This window comes from Actinosynnema sp. NPDC020468 (genome assembly GCF_040642015.1).
GTDB lineage: Bacteria > Actinomycetota > Actinomycetes > Mycobacteriales > Pseudonocardiaceae > Actinosynnema.
On sequence record NZ_JBFAEO010000015.1, the window covers coordinates 79,206 to 100,140 of the forward strand.

16 protein-coding genes are annotated in these 20,935 nt (G+C 74.9%); 13 read left to right on the top strand and 3 right to left on the bottom strand.

Translation table 11 applies throughout. The features are described 5' to 3' along the window. Nucleotides 1-35 precede the first annotated feature (35 nt). From AB0G50_RS13685 to AB0G50_RS13700, 4 genes are read left to right on the top strand one after another with little or no spacing between them, the layout of a single operon-like run. Nucleotides 36-185 carry a hypothetical protein gene (locus AB0G50_RS13685; protein WP_360106803.1) on the top strand — a complete coding sequence of 50 codons (150 nt, stop codon included), beginning with the start codon at nt 36-38 and terminating at the stop codon, nt 183-185. Nucleotides 186-210: 25 nt separating this feature from the next. Beyond that, complete coding sequence (locus AB0G50_RS13690; protein ID WP_360106806.1) at nt 211-771, top strand: hypothetical protein; 561 nt, start codon at nt 211-213, stop codon at nt 769-771. Beyond that, complete coding sequence (locus AB0G50_RS13695; protein WP_360106809.1) at nt 765-1,613, top strand: hypothetical protein; 849 nt, start codon at nt 765-767, stop codon at nt 1,611-1,613. Before AB0G50_RS13690 ends, AB0G50_RS13695 begins: the two co-directional genes overlap by 7 nt. Nucleotides 1,614-1,658: 45 nt before the next feature. Further along, the gene (locus AB0G50_RS13700; RefSeq protein ID WP_360106812.1) at nt 1,659-2,612 is read left to right on the top strand and encodes a ParB/RepB/Spo0J family partition protein; all 954 of its coding nucleotides are present in this window, start codon (nt 1,659-1,661) and stop codon (nt 2,610-2,612) included. Between the two features lie 598 nt (nt 2,613-3,210). Here the strand turns inward: AB0G50_RS13700 and AB0G50_RS13705 are convergent. Then, entirely contained in the window at nt 3,211-3,990 is a 780-nt protein-coding gene (locus AB0G50_RS13705) for a hypothetical protein (RefSeq protein ID WP_360106815.1), read from the bottom strand. A 34-nt stretch (nt 3,991-4,024) separates the two neighbouring features. Further along, entirely contained in the window at nt 4,025-5,113 is a 1,089-nt protein-coding gene (locus AB0G50_RS13710; protein ID WP_360106818.1) for a PA2928 family protein, read from the bottom strand. A gap of 116 nt (nt 5,114-5,229) precedes the next feature. Here AB0G50_RS13710 and AB0G50_RS13715 point away from each other — a divergent pair, with 116 nt between their 5' ends. The 6 genes from AB0G50_RS13715 to AB0G50_RS13740 all read left to right on the top strand — a co-directional run bounded on the left by AB0G50_RS13715 (nt 5,230) and on the right by AB0G50_RS13740 (nt 12,708). After that, nucleotides 5,230-6,474: a hypothetical protein gene (locus AB0G50_RS13715; RefSeq protein ID WP_360106821.1), complete on the top strand. Its 1,245-nt coding sequence runs from the start codon at nt 5,230-5,232 to the stop codon at nt 6,472-6,474. Next, nucleotides 6,471-7,451: a hypothetical protein gene (locus AB0G50_RS13720; protein ID WP_360106824.1), complete on the top strand. Its 981-nt coding sequence runs from the start codon at nt 6,471-6,473 to the stop codon at nt 7,449-7,451. The genes AB0G50_RS13715 and AB0G50_RS13720 overlap by 4 nt, the downstream gene beginning before the upstream one ends. Beyond that, entirely contained in the window at nt 7,448-9,466 is a 2,019-nt protein-coding gene (locus tag AB0G50_RS13725) for a hypothetical protein (protein WP_360106827.1), read from the top strand. Before AB0G50_RS13720 ends, AB0G50_RS13725 begins: the two co-directional genes overlap by 4 nt. Further along, a complete protein-coding gene (locus AB0G50_RS13730; protein WP_360106830.1) occupies nt 9,460-10,653 on the top strand; it encodes a CHAT domain-containing protein in 1,194 nt (397 codons plus the stop codon). Before AB0G50_RS13725 ends, AB0G50_RS13730 begins: the two co-directional genes overlap by 7 nt. A 183-nt stretch (nt 10,654-10,836) precedes the next feature. Beyond that, nucleotides 10,837-11,760 (top strand): helix-turn-helix domain-containing protein, encoded by a 924-nt coding sequence (locus AB0G50_RS13735; protein WP_360106833.1) that lies wholly within the window; start codon nt 10,837-10,839, stop codon nt 11,758-11,760. Between the two features lie 33 nt (nt 11,761-11,793). Continuing rightward, on the top strand, nt 11,794-12,708 hold the full coding sequence (locus tag AB0G50_RS13740) for a carbohydrate-binding protein (RefSeq protein ID WP_360106836.1): 915 nt from the start codon (nt 11,794-11,796) through the stop codon (nt 12,706-12,708). A gap of 62 nt (nt 12,709-12,770) precedes the next feature. Here the strand turns inward: AB0G50_RS13740 and AB0G50_RS13745 are convergent, their stop codons facing one another. Next, nucleotides 12,771-13,562 (bottom strand): alpha/beta hydrolase, encoded by a 792-nt coding sequence (locus AB0G50_RS13745; RefSeq protein WP_360106839.1) that lies wholly within the window; start codon nt 13,560-13,562, stop codon nt 12,771-12,773. Between the two features lie 61 nt (nt 13,563-13,623). On the opposite strand from AB0G50_RS13745, the gene AB0G50_RS13750 reads away from it, so the two are divergent. From AB0G50_RS13750 to AB0G50_RS13760, 3 genes are all read left to right on the top strand, one after another. Next, nucleotides 13,624-14,598, top strand: coding sequence for a sigma-70 family RNA polymerase sigma factor (locus AB0G50_RS13750; RefSeq protein ID WP_360106842.1), 975 nt, complete (start codon nt 13,624-13,626; stop codon nt 14,596-14,598). A gap of 115 nt (nt 14,599-14,713) precedes the next feature. Continuing rightward, nucleotides 14,714-15,568, top strand: coding sequence for a DUF4132 domain-containing protein (locus AB0G50_RS13755; protein ID WP_360106845.1), 855 nt, complete (start codon nt 14,714-14,716; stop codon nt 15,566-15,568). Further along, on the top strand, nt 15,565-20,415 hold the full coding sequence (locus AB0G50_RS13760) for a hypothetical protein (protein ID WP_360106848.1): 4,851 nt from the start codon (nt 15,565-15,567) through the stop codon (nt 20,413-20,415). The genes AB0G50_RS13755 and AB0G50_RS13760 overlap by 4 nt, the downstream gene beginning before the upstream one ends. Nucleotides 20,416-20,935 lie beyond the last annotated feature (520 nt).

Sequence of the window (20,935 nt, forward strand, 5' to 3'; positions counted from 1 at the left end):
CACGCACCGGTTGAAAAAAGTTCCTTGGGGGCTCCATGCGAGCGTTGTTGGTCGGTTTCGCGCTGTCCGCGGCATTGGTCGTGGCGGTGCTGGCGACCGGTACCGATCCGGGTCCGGCGCCGACCGCGGATTCACCGAACCACGTGGTGTCCGGGACGGTGCTCCAGGGCACCATCAAGCGGTGAGGAGGTCGGGGCGGGAGTCGGTCTGGTGTTCGCCTCACCGGCGCGGCACGGCGCCGCGTCCCGCGGTTTCCTGGTCACCGTCGCACTGCTGCTGACCAGTCTGATCGTCGCCTGTCTGGCCCACGCGCGGTTCGTCCTGCCGGACGGCGCGCTGCGCCGGCTGGACGCGTACGAAGTGCTCTGGCCACAGGGCTGGGCCTTTTTCACGCCGGCCGAGCAGGACGTCCTGGTGGCCTATCGCCGACTTTCCGACGGGCGATTGGACCCGGTGCGGGAACGACGGTTGTGGGACGACCGGTTGGGTGGCCTGCGCCGCTTGGACGATTCCTACGAGAAGGAATTGCGGGCACTCGCGGTGCGAATACCGGAGCGCTATTGGCAGCGTTGCGGTGACGTCGGGTACCGCGCCTGCGGTTTCGCGCTGGACGCCGGATTGACGTTTCACACCGAGAACCGGGCGGGTGGCGCGTTGCTCTGCGCGCCGGTGGCGTTATCCGTCGAACGGGTGACCCGGGACGGTGAGCGGCGGCTGTCCGTGCCACCGCGGCACGTGCACCGGATCGCCCTGGTGGTGCCCCGGTGCTGAACGCGTTCGTGGAACGGCACAGCGCGCGCTTCGACCCGCGCGGGGCGTTCCTCGCGGTCGGGCGCAGCCTGCTCGGGTTGGCGCTGCTGGTCGTGGTCGCGGTCAACCCCGACGACGTGCTGTTCCCGGGCGGTCCCCGGTGCGACGGGATCCGCGCGCTCGGGCTGTGGTGCGTGCTGGGGCCGTCCTGGCCCGCGCGGGTGGTGGCGGTGGTGGTCGCGACGCTGGTGACCGCCGGTTTCGCGCCGCGCTGGACGTGCGTGCCGCACTGGTACGTGGCGTTCGGCTTCGCGGCGTGCTCCTCGACGGCCAACGGCGGCGACCGGATCGCCCAGATCACCGCGCTGCTGGTGGTGCCGCTGTGCCTGGGCGACCGGCGGTGGTGGCAGTGGGCGCCGCTCGGCACGCCACTCGCTCCCGCGTGGCGGGGAAGCGCGCTGGCGGCACTGCTGGTGCTGCGGGTGCAGACGACGGTGGTGTACCTGGACGCGGCGGTGTCGAAGCTGCGCGACCCGGCGTGGCGGGCGGGTACGGCGCTGCGGGTGGTGTTCCACGACCCGGAGTTCGGGCTGCCGCGGGTGCTGCTGGACCCGGTCGCGGCGGTCGCGGTCGGGTGGGCGCTGCCGGTGCTCACGTGGTCGGTGATCGCGGTGCAGCTGGTGCTGGCCGTGGCGGTGCCCGCGGGGCGGCGGCGGGTCGTGCTGGTGCTCGGCCTCGGGTTGCACGCGGCGATCGCGCTGCTGCTCGGGTTGCCGGTGTTCGGGCTGGTCATGGCCGGTCTGCTGGTGTGCGGGTGCGTCCGCGTCGGCCGGCCGGGTAGTCGACGGGGCGCGCACGGGTAGCGACCAGGAGCACCCTCCCGTGTGGCGCGGCGAGAGGAGTGGCGGGTGGGCGTGGCCGAGGACGGGTCCGAGTGGGACCGGGTGGGGCCCGAAGTGGTGCGCCTGCCGGTCGACCCGCTGCGGTTCGACCACCGGGTGCGTGCCGGTGCGGACGCGGCGCACGTGCGGGCGTTGGCCGACGCGGCGACACCGTGGCCGCCGATCGTGGTGCACCGGGCGACGATGTCCGTGGTCGACGGGGTGCACCGGGTGCGCGCGGCGCGGTTGCGCGGTGACCGGGAGATCGACGCGCGGTTCCACGAGGGGTCGTCGCGGGACGCGTTCGTGCTGGCCGTGCGGTCGAACACGGAGAGCGGGCTGCCGCTGACGGCCGCCGACCGGGAGGCGGCGGCGACCCGGATCATCGACCTGCACCCCGAGTGGTCGGACCGCGCGATCGCGGCGGCGGCGGGGTTGGCGGCCAAGACGGTCGCGGCGATCCGGTCGCGGTCGCGGGTCGGCGCGCGGGGCGGGACGCGGGTCGGCCGGGACGGCCGGGTGCGGCCGCTGGACCCGATCGCCGGCCGCCGGCGGGCCTACGAGCTCGTCAAGGCGACGCCCGGGATGTCGGTGCGCCGGTTGGCCCGCGAGGCAGGGGTGTCGGTGGGCACGGCGAGCGACGTGCGCGCCCGGGCGGCACGCGGCGACGACCCGGTGCCGCCCGGTCTGCGCGCCCGCCGGGCCCGCGAGGTCGAGCCCGCGCCCGACCACCTGGCCCTGCTCCGCTCGCTGACCCGCGACCCGTCGCTGAGGTTCCGGGCCGAGGGGCGGCTGCTGTTGCGGTGGCTCGGCATGCGGACCGTGCTCGCCGAGGACCGGGCCGCCGTGGTGGCCGCCGTGCCGCCGCACTGCGCGCCGGTCGTCGCGGACCTGGCCCGGGCCTGTGGTGACGCCTGGCGCGAACTGGCGGAGGAAGTGGAACGCCGCGGCCGCTCGGCCGGCGTCCGTCGGGCCAGATGACCGGCCGGGAACGGCGGGGCGTTTCGGACGGTGCCGCGAGGGCTGCCGGCGACGTCCGCCCGGTGGGTTGGACGCAGGTCGGGCGCGGGCAGGGCGGCGGAAGCCGGGAACGGCGAGTGCACCCGGGCGCGGCGACCGTGGGCCGAGACCGGCGGGCCGGGAACCGCGAGGGCACTCGGGCGGGGCGGCCGGTGGCGGGGGGCGCGCGTGCGACCGGCGGGGTTCGACTCGCTCGGGATCAGCGTCTTGATCAGGGGCGTGATCAGGGGCGCGCGGGGCGGACGGGTTCGGTGTCCGACTGGCCGGCCGGGGGAGTGGGCGCTCGGCCGCCGGCGGATGTGGCGGGTCGTGCAACCCGGTGGGGTCGGTACCGCGTGATGCACTCGGAACGGGTGTGTGGGGAAGGACCGGTGGGCGCGGGCGCCGTGTGGGCGGCGTCGCGCTCCGGGGGAGAACCCGGGCGGCGTGGTAGGCGTCGGTCGGGTTCGGGGACGGGGCCGCAGCGCGGTTGGCGCTGCGGCCCTCGGCCTCTCGCGGTGCGGGCGGGCCGGGCGGGCTCGTCGGCCACGCCCGGCTCCCCGGTCGACGTCATCGCGGGTCAGCGGTTGAGCGCGGTGAGGATCGCGACCTCGGACTCGTCGTAGGGCAGGTACTTCACCCGGACCACCATGCCCGGCTGCACCTGCGGGATCGCGCTCGGCACCAGGTTCTTCTCCTGCACCAGGTCGAACATCGTGCCGTTCGGCCGGGTCACGCGCAGCGTCACGTGGGCCACCGTGCGGCCGTCGCGCACCTCGCCCGTCGGGACCATCGCCAGCACGACCGCCTGCGCGTCCACGCCCTGCTCGCTGATCCGCAGCTGGTTCGGCGTCACCAGGCCCTTCGCGAGCTGGATGCGGTCCAGCGCGTGCTGCAACTCCTGCTGCGACGCGTCGGTCGCCAGCACCACCCGGCCGTCGGGCAGGTACCGCACCGGCAGCACCGCGCCCGGCTGCACGGCGCCCAGCTCGGTCAGGTCCACGATCTGCTTGGCCGTCGCGGGGAACGTGCGGCCGTCGACGGTGTCGACCCGGAGCTGGATGGCGAGCTGCGGCTGGTCGTTGATGCTCAGGCCGGTCCGGCCGACGCCGACCACCGTGCCCATGCCGATCGGGGCGCCGGCGAAGTCCTGGGGCAGCTCGCCGCGCAACTGCGCCATCGCGCCGCCGAAGACCTTGGAGAAGGTGAACAGCATCGGCACGACGAAGATCAGCACGATCGGGCCGGCCAGGTAGCCGTTGAGCCAGGCGAACTCGTCGTCGCCGGTCAGTCCGCCGGCCACCCAGAGGCCGGTCAGGACGAGGGAGATCACCAGCGAGATCCAGGCGGCGGTCTTCATGGTCGTTGCTCCTTGGTGTGAGGGGGAAGGGTGACTAGGAGGGGGAGCCGAAGAAGTCGGTCGCGCCGACGGCCAGCGCGGTGAGCTTGCCGTCCCGTGCGGTCAGGACGCCGTCGTCGGTCGTGACGAGCGTGCCGCCGTCGGGCGTGGTGAGCACCCTGGTCAGCGAGGACGCGACCGGCTGGGTGCCGGTGACCTGACCCGTGGCCAGGGACACCAGGCTGACCGCCCAGCCCTTGTCGTTCACCGAGCGCTGGTGGTGCACCAGCACGGAGCCGGCCGCGGCGCCCGCGGCCCGGTCGCCGTCCACCACGATCGAGGCGTTCTGGAACGCGGCGTCGCCCACCGGCGTCTCCTGACCGTCCGCCGCGACCCGCACGAGCACCTTGCCCGGCGCGCCGTTCGGCCGCTCGCGGACCACCAACTGCCCGCCGTCCACCGCGGCCTCGCGCTTGGTCGTGTCGTACCGGACGGTCTTGTGGTCGGTGGTGAGCCTGCCGACCCACGCGGCGGCGGTGGCCTGGTCGACCGGCGCGGCGGCCGTCTGGTCCACCGGGATCGCCAGCACGTCGCCGTTCGCGTTCATCGCGAGCACCCGGCCGCCCTCCGGGTCGTAGGCGTAGGCGCCGCGCGCCGCCACGTACCCCGAGCCCAACCCGGTGATCCCGTCGCCCTGCGCGACCAGGTCGCCGTCGGCCAGGTCGAGGATCCGCAAGCCCGAGTCGGTGGCCACGTAGGCGTACTTGTCGCCCGCGCCCAGCACGTCCGCCTCCCAGATCAGCTCGTCGGACAACTGCGTGTCCCACAGCGACTCGCCGGTCGCCGGGTCCGTCGCGGACAGCCGCACCTGGAACATGTCGCGGAAGATCAGCTGGAACATGCCCCGCGCGCCGTGCCGGGCGTAGGGCACCAGGACGACGTCGCGGCCCTGCACCCTGGCGTGGCCGACGCCTTGCTGCACCTCGATGTCCGGCTCCGGCGAGGCCAGGAAGGACAGTCCGAAGAACAACCCGGCGAACAGCACCAGCGGCAGCACGACCAGGAACGGCCCGAAGCTGAGGCGGCGACGTCGCGGCGTCTCGTAGGGCGCCACCGGCGAGTACTGCTGCGGTGTGGGGTACATGGGGTTTCTCCCTGCTCGGTTGGTGGCACAAGCTTGCGGTACCGCGGTCGCCTACCGGTCACAGAAATCATCACGATCAGATCCTTCACCTGGGGTTTCCGGCTAGGCTCGACGTCGTGGCGAGCACCGGGACGCAGGCGGCGCTGCCCCGCGGCGTGCTCGTCGCGCAGGCGTGGGCGACGCTCGGTGACGCGGTCGCGCCGCTGAGCAACGTCGCCGGCCGCCCCCTGGCCCGCACGGTGAAGCTGATCCTCGACCCGCTCGTGCTGCGGCCGGTGCAGAACCCGGACTTCGCGGCGGGCGCGGTGCCGATCGACCGGGTGGACGCGCTGCGCGCCCGGATCACCGACGCCGGGCCGGTGCTGGCCGCGACCGCGAGCTGGTTCCTGGTGCTGAAGGGTGAACGCCGCCGGCGCCGGATCACCGAGGGCAACCCGCAGGACCTGTACTTCCAGCGCTGCTACGAACTCGCCGTCGGGCACGGCGAACCCGGGCCGGACGCGGCGGAGCGGGCGGGCGAGGTGCTGGCCGACGTGCACGGCCGGGAGGGTCCGACGGTCGCCGGGCTGCGCAGCTTCGTCACCGACGCGGCGAACGCGGGCGAGCTGACCCGGTTGCTGGCCGCGACGTGGACCGCGATGCACGCGCCGCGCCCGCTGCCGGCGGGCTCGTCCACCGCGGACTTCCTGGCCACGTGCGCGATCGAGCCGGACCGGGCGCTGTTCGCCGCGCTGGTCCGCGACCTCGCCGGCACCGCGGGCGCGGCCGAGCTGGACCGGCCGGGTGTCGCGCTCGCGCACGGTCTCACCGACCGGGACCTGGTCGCACCGCCGGAGATCGGCGAGAGCGCGTCCAAGCGGAACCTGCCCAAGCCGTTCGACCGGTCCATCGTGGAACGGCTGTTCGCGCCGTTGACCGACGCGGGCAGGCGGGCCGAGCTGGACGACGTGCCCTCGTTGGTGCGCAAGGAGATCGCGCGCGTCGCGGGTCCGTGGCAGCTGGCGCTGGAGGAGGGCCGGGTGGTGCTGGTGCTCGGCCGGGAGGCGTCGGCGGGTCTGGTCGGACCGGTGCCGGCGGCCGGCGCGGCGGCCCGGTTGCGCGCCCGGTGGGACCGGGAGGCCTACGTGCACCGGGTGCTGCGCGCGCCGTCGGCGGTGCCGGCGGGCGTCCTCGCGGACGTGCACGGCGTGCGCGAGGCCTACCTGCGCCGGCTGTGGGTCCGGGTGCACGGCCGGGAGTTGCGCGACGACGTGATCACCGCCGACGAGCTGTGGGACGTGCTGGACGGCGTGCTGCGGTCGGTGGTGCTCGACCAGCGGGACCGGCTGCGGTCGGTGTTGGAGCGGGAGGCGCCTTCATGAGGCCGAACGGGTGGCCCGCGTTCCCGGAGCGCACGGCGCTGCTGGAGGCCGACGGCGCGCTGCTGGCGTGGGACGTGCTGGCGGGTTCGCCGGTGCCCGCGGTGCGGGTGCACGACGAGGCGCGCGCCGCGGACTGGTTGTGGGAGGTCTACGGCGCGGCGGCGGACGCGGTGTTGGCGGGCGAGGACGTGGACGTGCCGGAGGAGGGCGACCGGCGGGTCCGCGACGCGTGCCGGGTGGCCGCGCACCTGTCCTGGGCCCGGTCCTGGTGGCCCGCCTCGGCGAGCGCCGGGGTGCCCGCGCTGGACCCCGTGCTGCTGCACGCCGAACGCGCGCTCGCGGTGGCGGCGGTCGAGCACCTGCTGGACGACCCGGACGCGACCGCGCGGGCGCTCGCGGAGGTGGGCCCGGTGGCCGCGGCGACCTCGGACCCCGAGGTGGACGCGCTGGTGGCCCGGCTGGTCGAGGTCGCCGAGGACTACGGCGTCGTGCCGGATCAGGTCGTGCCCCGGCGGTCCGCGTTCGCGCTGGCGGCGGGCGGCAGTGCCGAAGCCGGCCTTGTGGTCCTCAGTGGACAGTCCTCCGTCGACTGGAACCTGGTGCCGCAGGGCGTGGTCGACGCGGCCGCGCCCGCGACGTGGTCGGTGGCCCGGCGGGACGGCGGCACGTTCCTGGACGTGGTCGTGCCCGCCGGACCGCGCGGCGGGGTGCCGCTGGCGGCCCGGTTCGGCGACCTGGACGTGGTCGTGGACGGCGTGGACGACCTGGGTCGGCTCACCGGGTCCGCGCCGGCGCCCGCGACCGCGCTGCTGCTCCCGCCCGACCGCCGGGTGCTCACCGTGTACGCGCCGGGTTTCGCCGAGCCGGTGGCGCCCGAGCCGGACGCGGCACCGCGCCGGGCGGCGGTGGTCGCCTACGCGCTGGCCAGGGTCGGCGCGGCGGAGGCGACCCTCACCGAGCGGGTGGCCGGTCGGTGACCTGGCGCGAGCGCAACCTGGAGGGCGTCCGCCTGATGGAGGCGGGTGACCACCGGGGCGCGCGAGCCGAGTTCGAGGCGGCCGCGGCGACGGCGCCGGATTCGCACCGGGGGCTCCTGCTGGTCAACGCGGCCCACGCGGTCGACCTGACCGGTGACCGGCAGGGCGCGGTGGACCTGCTGACGCGGGTGGCCTCGACCGAGGTCGGCGAGGCGCGGGTGCGGGCGCTGGTCGCCCGGGCCGACCTGCTGCCGTGGCTGGGGCGCTGGGACGAGGCGTGGGCGGACCTGGAGGGGCTGCTGCCCGGCGGTACGCCCGAGCTGGAGGTGTTGCTGGGCACCACGAGGGTGGCCCTGCTGATGATGGCCGGTCGCGCCGACGAGGCCGAGGAGCAGGCGGTGCGGACGCTGGACGTCGCGCTGCGGCACGACCCCGCCTTCGTGCCGCAGCTCTACACCAACCGCGCGATCGTCGCCGAGCACCTCGGTGACGAGCGCCGGGCCGCCGCGTTCCGGGGGTTGGCGGAGGTGCCCGTCGGCGAGTTCCCCGCGCGGTGGCGCGCGGTTGTCGAGTGCCACGCGCTGGAGGACTTCGAGGGCGCGTACCGGGCGATCACCACCGACGACGACGAGGCGGCGCGGTGGCGGGCCGCGACGTTGACCCACCTGGTCGGCGCGGACCCGGCGCGCTGGGCGGACGAGGCGGTCGCCGCGGCCCGGTCGGTCGTGGCGCTGCCCGACGGCGGCGACGGCGCGGTGGTGCTGGCGAACGCGCTGATCGCCCGGTCGCGGCAGCGGTTGCGGGAGGTTCGGCTGCCGGCGGCGCTGGCGGACGTGGACGAGGCGTTGGCCCTGCTGCCGTCGATGTCGCACGGGGTGGCGGAAGTAGAGCCGTTCGCCCGGGCCGCGCGCGCGTCCGTGCTGGCGGCGGGCGGGCACTTCGCCGAGGCGTCCGCCGCCGCGAACGCCGCGCTCGACCTGGCCTACGGCACGTCGGCCGCGCTGGCCGCGGACGTGCACCGGACGCTGGCGGAGATCGCCGACGCGACCGGTGACCCGGCCGGCGCGGCCGAACACCTGGGGCTGGCCGGGGAGTTCGCGGCGGGCGACCCGGCGGGCGAGGCCGCGGCGCTGGTGAGCCTGGCGCGGTTGGCCTACCTGCGGTCCGACCACGACGCGGCGGACGCCTGGTACGACCGGGCGGAGGCCCTGGCGGCCGAGGATCCGGTGTCGCTGTCGGCGTGCCTGGTCGGCCGCGCGGCGGTGCGGGTGACCCGGGGCGAGGGGCGGGAGGCGTTGGCGCTGCTGGACCGCGCGGTGGCCGCGTACGTCACGCCGCGGCTGCTGCTGGCCGAACCGCCGTTGCGCGCGGCGGCGTTCGAGTCGCTCGGCGAGCACGACGCGGCGGACGAGTGGTTCGCGATCGCGTCCCGGCGGTGCGCCGAGGCGGGCATGTGGCACGTCGACCTGGGGTTGACGTGGTGGCGGGTGGACGCGCTGGTGCGCCGGGCGGCCGCGGTCTCCGGCGCGGAACGGCGGGTGCTCGCGCAACGCGCGCTGGACCTCGGCCTGCCCGCCGCGCTGGCCGCCGAGGCGGTGCGGCACCGGTTCCCCCCGGGGCCGTTGCGCGAGCGGTGGGTGGCCCGGGCCTGCGCGCCCACCGTCCGCGCCGCGTTCCTTGCCGTGCGCGCGGTGGGCGACCTGCTGCTCGCCGCCGAGTACGTCGACCACCTGGCCGGCTCGGTGTCGCTGGGCGCGGCGGTGTCGGCGGTCGCGCTGCCGCTGGAGGTGGTCGACCTGCCGGTGCCGCCCGCGCCCGAGGCGGAGTCGTTGCCCCACGCGGCGTCCGGGCTGGTGACCGGTGCCGACCCGGCGTTCGCCTCGGCCGGTTTCGCGCTGCCGCCCAGGGTTCGGGTCGACCCGGCGACACCATCCACTGTGGACCACTGGATCGACGTGGCCGAGCGGCGCTACGGCGTCGCGGTGCGCTCGGGCCTGGCGGTGTCGTCGTGGTGACCGTGCAGCTCAAGCTGGTGGACGCGGGCGACCTGTACCTGTCGTGGCGCTGGGAGCACGACCCGACCCGGCCGCGCGCCCTGGTGCTGCCCCGGGAGCTGGTCGCGGACGCGGTGGCGCGGTGGGCCGCGGCGGTGCCCTCGCCGCTGCCCGGCGAGAACGCGGACGCGGCGTTGCAGCGGGCGCTGACCGGTGGTCCGCTGCTGGACCGGGAGCGCGAGATCGCGTTGGCCGGCGCGCTGTCCCGGGCTTTGCTGCCGGCGCAACTGGCGGTCGAGTTGCAGGGGTGGCTGGACCAGGGCGTGCGGCCGCGGTTGCGGGTGCAGCCGTCGCCGTCGACCGCGCTGGTGCCGTGGGAGGCCTTGCGGGTGGACGAGGCGGAGCGGTTGGTGCACCTGGTGGAGGTGTGCGCGCTGGCACCCGCGACGGTGGCCAACGGGCCGGGCCGCCGGGTGTCGCCGTTCCGTCCACAGGGGACGGTGGTGGCGGTGCTCGACCCGCCGGTGCCCGGGTTCGCCGACCACTCGGCGCTCGGCTCGGTGCTGCCCGCGCCGGTGCCCGCGTTGGCGTCGCTGGGTGTCCGCCGTCCGGTGGACCGGGACGAACTCGAGGCCGCGCTGGCCGGCGCGGCGCGATTGCTCTACGTCGGCCACGTGACGACCGGCGGCCACGCGCTGGACGCCCGGTTGCACCTGTCCTGCGGCCTGGCCACGACGGGGCGCGCGGCGCCGCTGGGCGCGCACCGGCCGTTGACCGCCGCGGACCTCGCGCTCGGCCACCGGCCCGGACCGGCGCGACCGTGGCGGATCCCGAACCGGGTCGCCTTGGTGGCCTGCGAGAGCGGTGGGGACGTGCGGTTCGCCGAGCCGTCCGGTCTGGTCACCACATTGGTACACGGTGGTGCGGAATTCGTGGCGGCGACCAGGTGGACGCTGCCCACCGACGCGGGCCTGACCGCGCTCGCGCCGGGGTTCCCGGCCGAGCCCGTGCTGGGGCCCACCGTCCTCGCGGTCGACGCGGCGCAGGCGGCCGACGACCCCGTCCGCGCGCTCAACGACTGGCAGCGCGAACGCGCGACACGCTGGGAATCCACCGGGGATCCGGCCGCCACGCCGCTCGTCTGGGCCGCTTTCACCACGACCTGGGCTCCGCACTCCGCAGGCAGGACCGCCGCCGGCCCGCCCTGACGTGGCGAACGCCGGGAAAACGCCGTTGTCAACCCGTGCAACGGCGTGTTTTCCGCGCGGCCCCGACATGTCATGGTGAGTTCACGCACGATTGGTCTGGACCTTAATCAGGAGAGAGCGATGCGCGGAACGACCGTCTTAACCGGAACGCCCTGCCACGCGCCACGGGACGGCGAGCTGCCCATGCACCGGCTGGAAGTGCCGATCCCCAACGCGCTCCCGTTCGTCATCGGGACGTTCGACAGCCTGGGGCCGCTGTCCCGGGCCGACTTCCCGCACCGGCACACGTTCCACGAGATCGTCTACGTCACCGGCGGCACCGGTGCGCACGTCGTCGACTTCGCCCGGTGGGAGGTGCGCCCGCCGCACCTGTGCTTCATCGCGCCCGGTCAGGTGCACCACTGGGAGAGCGCGGAGGGCCTGGAGGGGTACGTCGTGCTGTTCACCGACGACTTCCTCATCGACCACCCCGTCGACCGCGACACGCTGCGCCGGCTCGCGGAACGGCCGTGGCTCAGCCTGGACCCCGACACCGACGAGCGCACCGGGAGGCTGGTGGCGGACCTGTTCGAGGAGCACGAGTCCGGCGCGGAGGGCGTGGAGACCGTGCTGCGGTCCCTGTTGCACGTGCTGGTGGTGCGCGCGGCCAGACTGCCCGCCTCGCACGCGGTGGCGCCGTCGCGCCCCGGTGGGGTGGCGCAGGAGTTCACCAGGCTCACCGGCCGGACCGACCTCGAGCTGTGGTCCGTGCGGGCCTACGCCGAACGCATCGGCGTGACACCGGGACACCTCACCGACGCGGTGAAAAGTGCCACCGGGCGCACGCCCTCGCAACTGGTCCGGGAGGCGCGCGCCCGTGAGGCCAAACGGTTGTTGGTCCGGACGGCCCTGTCGGTGCGGCAGGTCGCGGCCCGGGTCGGGTTCGGCGACCCGGCGTACTTCTGCCGCTTCTTCCGTCGTGAGACGGGTGTCAGCCCCGGCCACTTCCGGCGCGACGGCGGTGACCCTTCGGTGAGCGATGTTCACAGTTATCACGGACCGCGAGATTCACCACGACCAGCCGGTCCAGTCCATCGTCGGAGTCGGGCGGCCTCCGTACGTTCGTGATGAATTCCCGAATCCCACCAACGAGGAGCAAGCATGGACGCCTCCCTGCCCGGCGACCACGACGCAACCGAAGAGTCCGGTGACCGGCGCCTCACCAGGAAGACCGTGCTGAAGGCCGCGGTCGCCGCCGGCGTCGCGGTGCCCGCCGCGCTGATGGGCGTGCCCGCCCTGGCCCGCACGCTGCCCGCCACGGGCGGCAAGGTCGAGCTGACCCCGGACTGCCACGACGGCGACGCGCCGACGATCGACCAGACCGAGGGTCCGTACTTCAAGCCGAACTCGCCCGAGCGCTCCGTGCTCGTGACGGGCAGCACGCCCGGCACGCGGCTGACCGTGTCCGGCTACGTCTTCGGTCTGTCGTGCCAGCCGATCGCGAACGCCCTGCTGGACTTCTGGCAGGCGGACAACAACGGCAACTACGACAACAGCGGGTTCACCTTCCGCGGGCACCAGTACACCGACGCCTCCGGCAAGTTCAGCCTGTCGACCATCGTCCCGGGCCTGTACCCGGGCCGCACGCGGCACATCCACGTGAAGGTCCAGGCGCCCGGCGGTCGGATCCTGACCACGCAGCTCTACTTCCCCAACGAGCCGCGGAACAGCACCGACACGATCTACGACCCGCGTCTGCTGATGACGATGGGTACCAACGGGACCGCCAAGACCGGTGCGTACGACTTCGTGCTGAACGTCAAGCAGACGCCCACCACGACGCGTCCCACCACGACCACGTCCACCACCAAGCCCACCGGGCCGACGACGACGACGACGTCCACCACGACGACGACGGCGCCGACCCAGCCCGGTGGTTCGTGGGCGGCGGGCACCCAGTACGCGGCGGGCGCCACCGTGACCTACGGCGGTTCCTCGTACGTGTGCTTGCAGGGCCACCTGGCCCAGCCGGGCTGGGAGCCGCCGAACGTGCCGGCCCTCTGGCGTTCGGCCTGATCCAGGCCACACCCGGACGCCCCTCGCACCAGCGGGGGGCGTCCGGCCCGTTCCCGGGTCGACTACAGCACCGCGCGCCAGCGCTCGGCGAACGCCTTCGGGTCCTCGGCGAACCCCACGTGACCGCCGGGGAAGGAGGTCGGCTCGACGCCCAGGCCGTCGGCCAGCGCGCGTGACGTGCGGTCGCACAGCTGACCGGTCGAGTCCTCGCCGATGCCGATCACCACCCGGCTCGGTACCGACCGCAGCAGCGCGAGGTCCGGCCGCCAGTACACCGTCGGGCGCATCATCCGGTCGTTCTGGTAGTCCGCGTCGGCGGTGGCCTGCTCGTCGCGGTCGTCCACCATCTGCCGGACGATCTGCTCCGGCAGGTGCAGGTTCGCCAGCAGGAGGAACTTGCGGAGCGCGCCCTCCACGTCGCCCGACCGGTGCGTCGCGACGATGTCCTCGGTCCGCGCGCGCAGGTCCTCGACGTCCTCCAGCAGCTCGGTGACCGGCGGCTCGTGCGCGATCACCGTCGTCACCTGCTCCGGGTGCGCCTGGGTCAGGGCCAGCGCGCTCACCGCGCCACCGCTGGAGCCGAGCACCGTCGCCGGTCCCGCGTCCAGGTGCGCGATCAGCCGGGACAGGTCGTCGGCGCGCAGCTCGGGGGTCGAGTCCGCGCCGCGGTCGGCCACGGTGCTGCGCCGGATGCCGCGCGGATCGGTGGTCAGCACCGTGTGGTCGGTCGCCAGCAGGTCCGCGAGCGGCTCGAACGGTTGCGCGTCCATCGGCGCGCCCACCAGCACCACGAGGGGGCCGGAGCCCCTGACCTCGTAGTACAGCCGTGCGTCGGGTACTTCCAGGTGGCTCATGGGAGTCCTTTCCGATCGGGTCGGGAGTGGTGACTCCCACCATCCGGCAGAATCGTCGCCCGTGCCCGAACTTCCCGCGGACGTCGGCTCGGCGCGGGCCGGCGACGACGCCGCGTTCGGCAGGCTGGTCGCCCCGCTGCGCCGCGAGCTGCACGCGCACTGCTACCGGCTGCTCGGATCCGGCCACGACGCCGACGACGCGCTCCAGGAGGCCCTGGTGCGCGCGTGGCGCGGGTTCGCCGGGTTCGAGGGGCGCAGCTCGGTGCGGTCGTGGTTGTACGCGGTGGCCACCCGCACGTGCCTGGACGCGATCCGGGCCCGCGGCCGGCGGGCGCTGCCGGTGGACCTCGGGCCGTCCGGCGACCGGGTCGTGGTCGGCGACGCGCCGCGGACCGACGTGGCGTGGCTCGGGCCCTACCCGGACCTCGGCCCGGACGGCGCCTACGAGCGGCGTGAGGCGGTGGAACTGGCGTTCGTCGCGGCGCTCCAGCACCTGCCGGGCAACCAGCGGGCCGCGCTGCTGCTGTTCGAGGTGGTCGGGCTGCCGGCGGCGGAGATCGCCGCGATCATGGGCACCTCCGCGACCTCGGTGAACTCCGCGCTGGCCCGGGCACGCCGGGTGCTCGCGGCGAAGGCGCCCACGCCCGCCGCCCGACCCACCGACGCGCGCACGCGCGAGGTCGTGGCCCGCTACTCGGCCGCGCTGGAGGAGGGCGACGCGGACGCGCTGGTCGCCCTGCTGACCGAGGACGTGACGTGGTCGATGCCGCCGCTGCCGCGCTGGTACCGGGGCGTGGCGGCGGTGCGGGACTTCGTCGTGACGGTGCCGATGGGCTCGTGCGGCTCGTGGCGGCACCTGCCGACGTGGGCCAACGGCACGGCCGCCGTCGCGTGCTACCTCGGCACCGACGGCGGTCCGCACACCGCGTGGTCGATCAACGTCCTGACGCTGCGCGACGGACTGGTCGCGGAAGTGACCTCGTTCCTGGGCGCGGAGCACTTCGGACCGTTCGGGCTGCCTCTTTCGGTGGACTGAAAGTCCTGGTGGCAGGTCACATCGAGGTTGCGGGCGGAGCCGATCGCGCGATTTTTGTCGGTGGTCGTCGCTAACGTCCCGATCATCACTTCGAACACGACTCGCAGGAGGAACCGTGGGCTGGCTCGACGCCGCGTCCGGGTACCAGGTGCGGCTGGGGGAGAACGGTCGCGTCCAGTGCCGCAACGGCAAGGGAAAGCTGCTCTCCTCGGTGCCCGCGTCCATCAAGGACGATCCGCAGGTGGTGCAGCTGCGCCAGCTCGCCGAGTGGCTCGCGCGCCACGAGGCCGAGTGCCTGTCCGCTGTGGACGGCTGGATGGTGCGCTCGCTCCCGGTGCCGACCGCCGTGGTCGTCGAGGCGTGGGCGGACCCGTCGTGGGCCGGCGCGCTGCGCGACCTGGTGGTCTCGGCCGACGGCGAGGTGGGCTTCCTGCGCGACGCCGACCCGGAGCGCGGGCTCGGCGTGGTCACTGTGGACGGTGACACGGTGCGCGTGCGCCCCGACGCGGTCGACGTGCCGCACCCGGTGCTGCTCGCCGATCTGGAGGAGCTGCGCGAGTTCGGCGCCGAGCTCGGCGTGGAGCAGAAGGTGCAGCAGCTGTTCCGGCAGACCTTCGCCCGGCCCGAGTCGTTCCCGGCGGGCAAGAACTCGGTGGACGCCTACTCCGGCGGCAAGTTCGAGCAGCTCAACCACGCGCTCGGCCGGTGCCGCACGCTCGGCTACCCGGTGCGCGGCGGCGACGCGGTGTACTCGGCGTTCGAGGGCGGCCGGGTGGTCGAGGCGCGCTACTGGCTCGGCTCGGACTACCCCGAGGGCGAGACGTGGACCGGCGACCTGCGCTGGGCGTTGGAGGACGGCACGTCCGTGCCACTGGCCGAGGTCGGGCCGGTCGCGTGGTCGGAGGGCATGCGGATGGCGTCGACGGTGTACGCCGGTCGCGTCGTGGAGGAAGCGGTGGCGGGCCAGTGAGGAAGAAGAACGTGCGCGAGGACGAGTCCACCCTGATCTCGGCGGGCGCGATCCTGCCCGGTACGGCCGCGGCGGGCCAGGACCGGGACACGATCACCGCCCGGCACTACACCCACCCCGGTCTCGGCGACCGGGTCGTGGTCCGGCTGGTGCCCGCGGTCCTGGGCAAGGCCGAGGACCTGACCTGCGAGTACCTCGGGTTCGCCGCGCCCGCGCGCACCGCCGAGGTCGGCACCGGTCGGCGCAGCGCGCTCGGGTTCCCGGCGTGGGCGCTGGTCAACGACCCGGCCAACGGCCACCACGCGCTCAACCTGGTCAAGGACGTCGAGCGGCTGGCGCGCACCGCGCGGTCCCGGGCGGGCGCCGCCAAGGACGGGTTCACCGCGCTGGGCGAGATGCTCGGCCGGTCCGCGCCGCACTTCCTGCCGACGTTCTACGAGCAGGCGGGCCGGATCTTCCTCGAGCACGGCAACACGACGTTCGCGGCCACCATGTTCGGCAAGGCGCGGGAGGCCGAGGAGGTGCACGACCTCAAGGTCGACCCGGAGCGGATCCGCGAGGTGTTCCTGGAGTTCGCGTTCGCCGGCGCGCTGACCGCGAAGGCGCTGTCCGCGCACGCGAAGGGCTTGGCGCGCAAGCACGACGTGGACGCCGCCTACGAGCTGTTCCTGACCCTGTGCGTGGAGCGGACCCGGGGCGGGCTGCCGCCCTACACCGGCATGCCCGAGGACCTGCGGCGGCTGGCGAAGGCCGCCAAGCGGGACCTGCGCACCGAGGACGAGCGGCTGCTGGCCGCGGTGCTGGACAGCTCCTCGATCAACCGGGCCACCGCGTCGTTCTGGAAGTTCTACCGCGACTCGCTGGTGGCGCTGGCGAAGAAGTCCGAGGAGGTGCGCGTCCGACTGCTGTCGTTCGTGCCGTCCTCGGTCAACGCGCTGGACACGTGGGTGGAGATCCTGCGCGACTGCGGCGCGTTCGAGTACCTGACGGGCACCGCGCCGGAGGGCACGACGCCGCCCGCCGCGTGGCTGTCGTCGCTGCTCGCGGTGCGGTCGAGCGGGTGGCGCTCGGTCGACCGGTCCGCCGTCGTGCTGGACCTGGTGGCCGAGATGGCCGACCGGCTGGTCGCGGACGGCATCGCGGTGGTGGTGCTGCGCGGGTGGCGGCAGGGCGAGCTCGACCTGCTCGACCTGCTGGTGGCGCGCGGCGTGCCGGTCAACGACCAGGAGCGCGGCGAGCTGCGGCTGGAGCTGTCGCACTGGTTGGCCGACGAGCAGCCCGGCGCCCGCGACCTGGCCGCGCTGGCCGCCGACGAGCGGTTCGTCGGCCCGCTGGGCAACGCGTTCGTGGAGTGCGTCCGCACCGCGGTGAACGCGGGCATCGCCGCGACCGAGGTGCTGCTGCCCGGGATGGCCGTGCCGGGGCTGCGCTCCGCGTTGCGCCGCTGGTTGACCGACCGGGTGGGCGAGGTCGCCGTCACCGGGATGCCGGACCTGGGCCTGCTGCTCGACCGGCTGGCCGCCGTGCGGGTGCCGGAGGCGTTCGCGGACGTGCCGGAGGCCGCCGAGACCCTCGCCGAGACCGACGTGGCCGCCGCCCTGCACGCGACGCTGCGCGCCGGTCTGGTGGACGAGGTGGAGTGGCCGGCGCTGGAGGAGGCCGTCGCGCTGCTCGGCGAGCCGCAGCACGACAAGGACGACAGCACGGTCGTCTGCGGCGAGGGCTGGCCCGCGCTGGTGCTGCGCCGGGGCGAGAAGTTCGTCGTGGTCGGGCCGGACGGCGTGCTGCTGGAGCACCTCGCCCGGGTGCCTCCCGAGGCCCGCAACCGCTGGTCCTTCGAGCCGACGGCCGCGTGGTTCGACGGCGTGCTGCTGGTGCGCTGGCAGGGCCCCGACGGTCCGCTGGCGTACTGGAGCGACGCGCCGGACCGGGTGTTCGAGCCGGAAGGCGCGAGCCGGTCGTACTACTACAGCCGGGACGAGCACGAGCCGTCCGTCGCGCTGCCCGGCGGCGGTCGTTTCGCGGGCCACCGCGCGGTGCACCCGGGCGACACCTCGCTGCCCGTCTCGGACGTGGCGTTCGGCGACGGCACGACCCTGTGGAGCGGGCACCACCACGACCGCGCGTGGCGCTGGGTGGAGGTCGACCCGGCCACCGGCGAGCGCGGCCGCAACAGCCTGCCCGCGTTCATCGAGGACTTCGCCGCCGACGGCGCGACGCTGCGGCTGTCGGACTGCGACCTGCGTCCCGCGACCGAGGCGACCGCGGCCAGCCCGCTGGGCGCCGCCTCGGGCCTGCACGGGTGGCGGGTGCGCAAGGAGGCCGACGGCTCGTGGCTCGGCGAGAGCGTGGCGGGTGACCGGGTCCGGTTGCCGCGCGGCGCGAAGCCGCCCGTCGGCGTGCTGAACCTGCCCGCGGGCAGTCGGCTGGTGCTGGCCCAGAACGGCAACGAGATCCACCTGCTCGAGGAGGAGGGCACCCTGCTGGGCACCGTCCTGGTGGGCGGCAGGCGTTCGTTCGGCGCGCCCGGCACGCCGCTGGTGCCGCCGCTGGACTGGTGGCACCTGCTGCGCCCGCGCGACGAGGCGGGCTCGGCGGCGTTGCGCGGTGTCGACCGCAAGACCGTCGACGGGCTGATCGCGGTGGCGGCGGCCGAGCGCAAGACCGAGAAGTCGTTGCGCGGCAAGCTGACCGCGCTGGTCCGCGGTGATCGCGAGGATCTGGAGCGGGCCGTGCTCAAGGCGCTGCCCGGGCTGGAGCACCCCGGTCTGCTGGCCGGCGTGGTCGCCGTGGTGCGGCGCGCGGGCGAGCTGCTGAAGTCCTACCGGGGTTACGCGAAGATCGCGTCGGCGGCCCGCACGGTCGACCCGACGGCGTTCACCCCGGCCGGCCCCGACGTGGCCGAGAGCGTGGTGAACGAGGCGCTGTCCTGGTTCTCCGGCGGCAACTCCGGGCGGTCGGGCGGCACACCGACCAAGCTGCCCGCGCTGATCGGCGAGCTGGGCGCGGTGGCGGCGGAGGCCAAGCCCGAGGGCCGCGCGCTGGGCGCGACCACGAGCACCGAGTGGTACGACGCGCTGCCGCACCTGGGTTCCCTGGTCTACCGCGCCGCGTCGCCGTTGACGCCGCAGGACCAGCGGGAGGCGTTGGTGCTGGTGCTGCGCACCTTGACCGAGCACGGCCTGGCGGACGGCGCGGGGCAGTGGCGCGTGGTCGAGGTGGTCGTGCCGGAGAAGACGGCCGATCCGCGGCACCGGATCACGCCGGTCGCGGACGGGTTCCTCGCGCTGTTCGCGGAGCACTGGAACCGCGGCGAGGGCGACAAGTACGAGGGCGTCCAGTTCACCCGGACGCCGGGTTCGTACAGCCTGCCCAAGGGCTGGGTGGTGTCCTCGGAGACGCGGGTGACCAGCCCGTTCGGCGGTGACCGGGTGCGCCGGTTCCTGGCCGCGCTCGCCGAGAACGGCCCGCTGTCGTGGCGGCCGGAGGCGGTGCCGGCGCTGGTCGAGCGCACCGGTCTGGGCACCGCGGAGGCGACCGTGCTGCTGGCGGGCATGCCGGGTGTCGACCGGTGGGACGCGTCGTACCTGTCGACCGCCGACCGGCACCTGCTCGACGTCTCGGCGGCGGCGGCGAAGACGGCGAAGGAGCGGCTCAAGCCGTTGTCCGACACCTACCGGCACCGGCTGCTCGCCGCGGCGGTGCCCGCCGACCCGGCCGACCTGTGGACCTCCGGTCCGGACGTGGCGGCGGTCGCCGAGGTGTGGACGGCCGAGCACGGCGTGCGCCGCCCGGTGCCGGACGACGTGTTGGTGGACGCGACCAAGCGGCTGCCGACGCGGGGTGCCGGCGAGTACGTGACGGCGGTGCTCAACCCGGAGAGCACGGTGTGGCTCACCACGGACAAGGGGCTGCGGCTGGAGGGCACCGACCTGAACCCGAGGCACCCCGAGGGCTTCAGCCAGGAGAACCTGATGACGGCGCCCCAGGTGCTGCGGTGGCTGGCGCACCGGCTGCCCGCCGGGTCGCCGTTGCGCGCGAAGCTGCCGGTGGCGCTCGACCTGATCCGGCGGCGGGTCGCGGACCCGGGTTTCGCGGTGGACTTCGGCGGCTGGCACGACGCCGAGTCGGTGACGGCGCTGGCCGGCGAGGTGCCCGCGGTGGGCTCGTCCACCACGGTGCGCGGCTGGCTCGAGGTGATCCGGGTGAACGAGCACTACTGCCGGTTGATCATCCGCCCGGCGCTGGTCGGGGCGGGTGATCGCGACCTGCTGGTCGCGGCGGCGGAGACGACGAACTCCCGCGAGGCCGTGGCCGCGCTGGACCTGGTGGCGGACGCGGACTTCGAGGCCGCGTGCGCGGCGGTGGCACCCGAGGGCGCCGACCCGGAGGCGTACTTCCAGGACCCGGCGTTCTCCGTGCCGCACCTGGTGGCGGAGGTCGCGGCGACGCTCGGGCTGCCCGAGGACGCCGCGGTGCTGTACCTGCAACTCCTGGCCCTGCCGGACCCGACGGACGCGAACGTGGCGAGGTGGACGGCCTGGAAACCGGCCCGCCTCCGCAAGGCCCGTGCCGCCCTGGCCGAGACGACCCTGGTGCTGACCGCGAAACGCGCCCGAGCCGGCCGCACCCTGTTCCTCCCGGGCGGCTGGCTCCCGCTGGGAACCCCCCACCTCCCACTGGAGTCGTGGAAGGCCACCATGTTCGGCTTCACCCTGGCCCCACCCCACGGCACGGTCGTCGCACCGAGGCAACCGATCCCGACCCTCTTCGAACAGGCCTGGTCCCGAGTCCGCTCGGGCGACGCCCCGGCCTACGAAGAACTGAAAACCGGCACCCGCCGATGACCACCGCACCACCGCCACACCCGGCCCCGACGCCTCGCGCGCCGGAGCCGGGTGCGGCGCCCCCCTCACCCCACCGAGCCGGCCGCTCGCCCCGGACCCGGCACTCGTCGGCCCACGCGGTCCTCCGCCGCTCGTCGCCGAGCCCGAAGCCCGGGAGACCGCTCGCGCCCAGGCCCGCGACCCGCGACGCGGCCTCGCCGGTGCGCCCGCCCGCAGACCTCGTGCCACGGGCCGGCGCCCCGGCCGAGGAACGCCCCACACGACAGTCCGAAGTGGACGGTGGACGGAGCGGCCCGCGCACACCTTCCCGCCGCTCGGGTCCGGCACGGTGCCGCCCACCCGCGGCACGCGGTCGCCCGAGTCCGGCACGGTGCCTTCTGCCTGCGGCGAGCCACTTTTCGCGTCCGGCTCGACCTCGCCCGCCCGTGGTGCGCGGTCGCTCGCGTTGGACGCGATGCCTTCCTGCGGCGGACCGCCCTCCCCACTTGACTCGGTGTCGCCCGCCCGCGGCACGCGATCG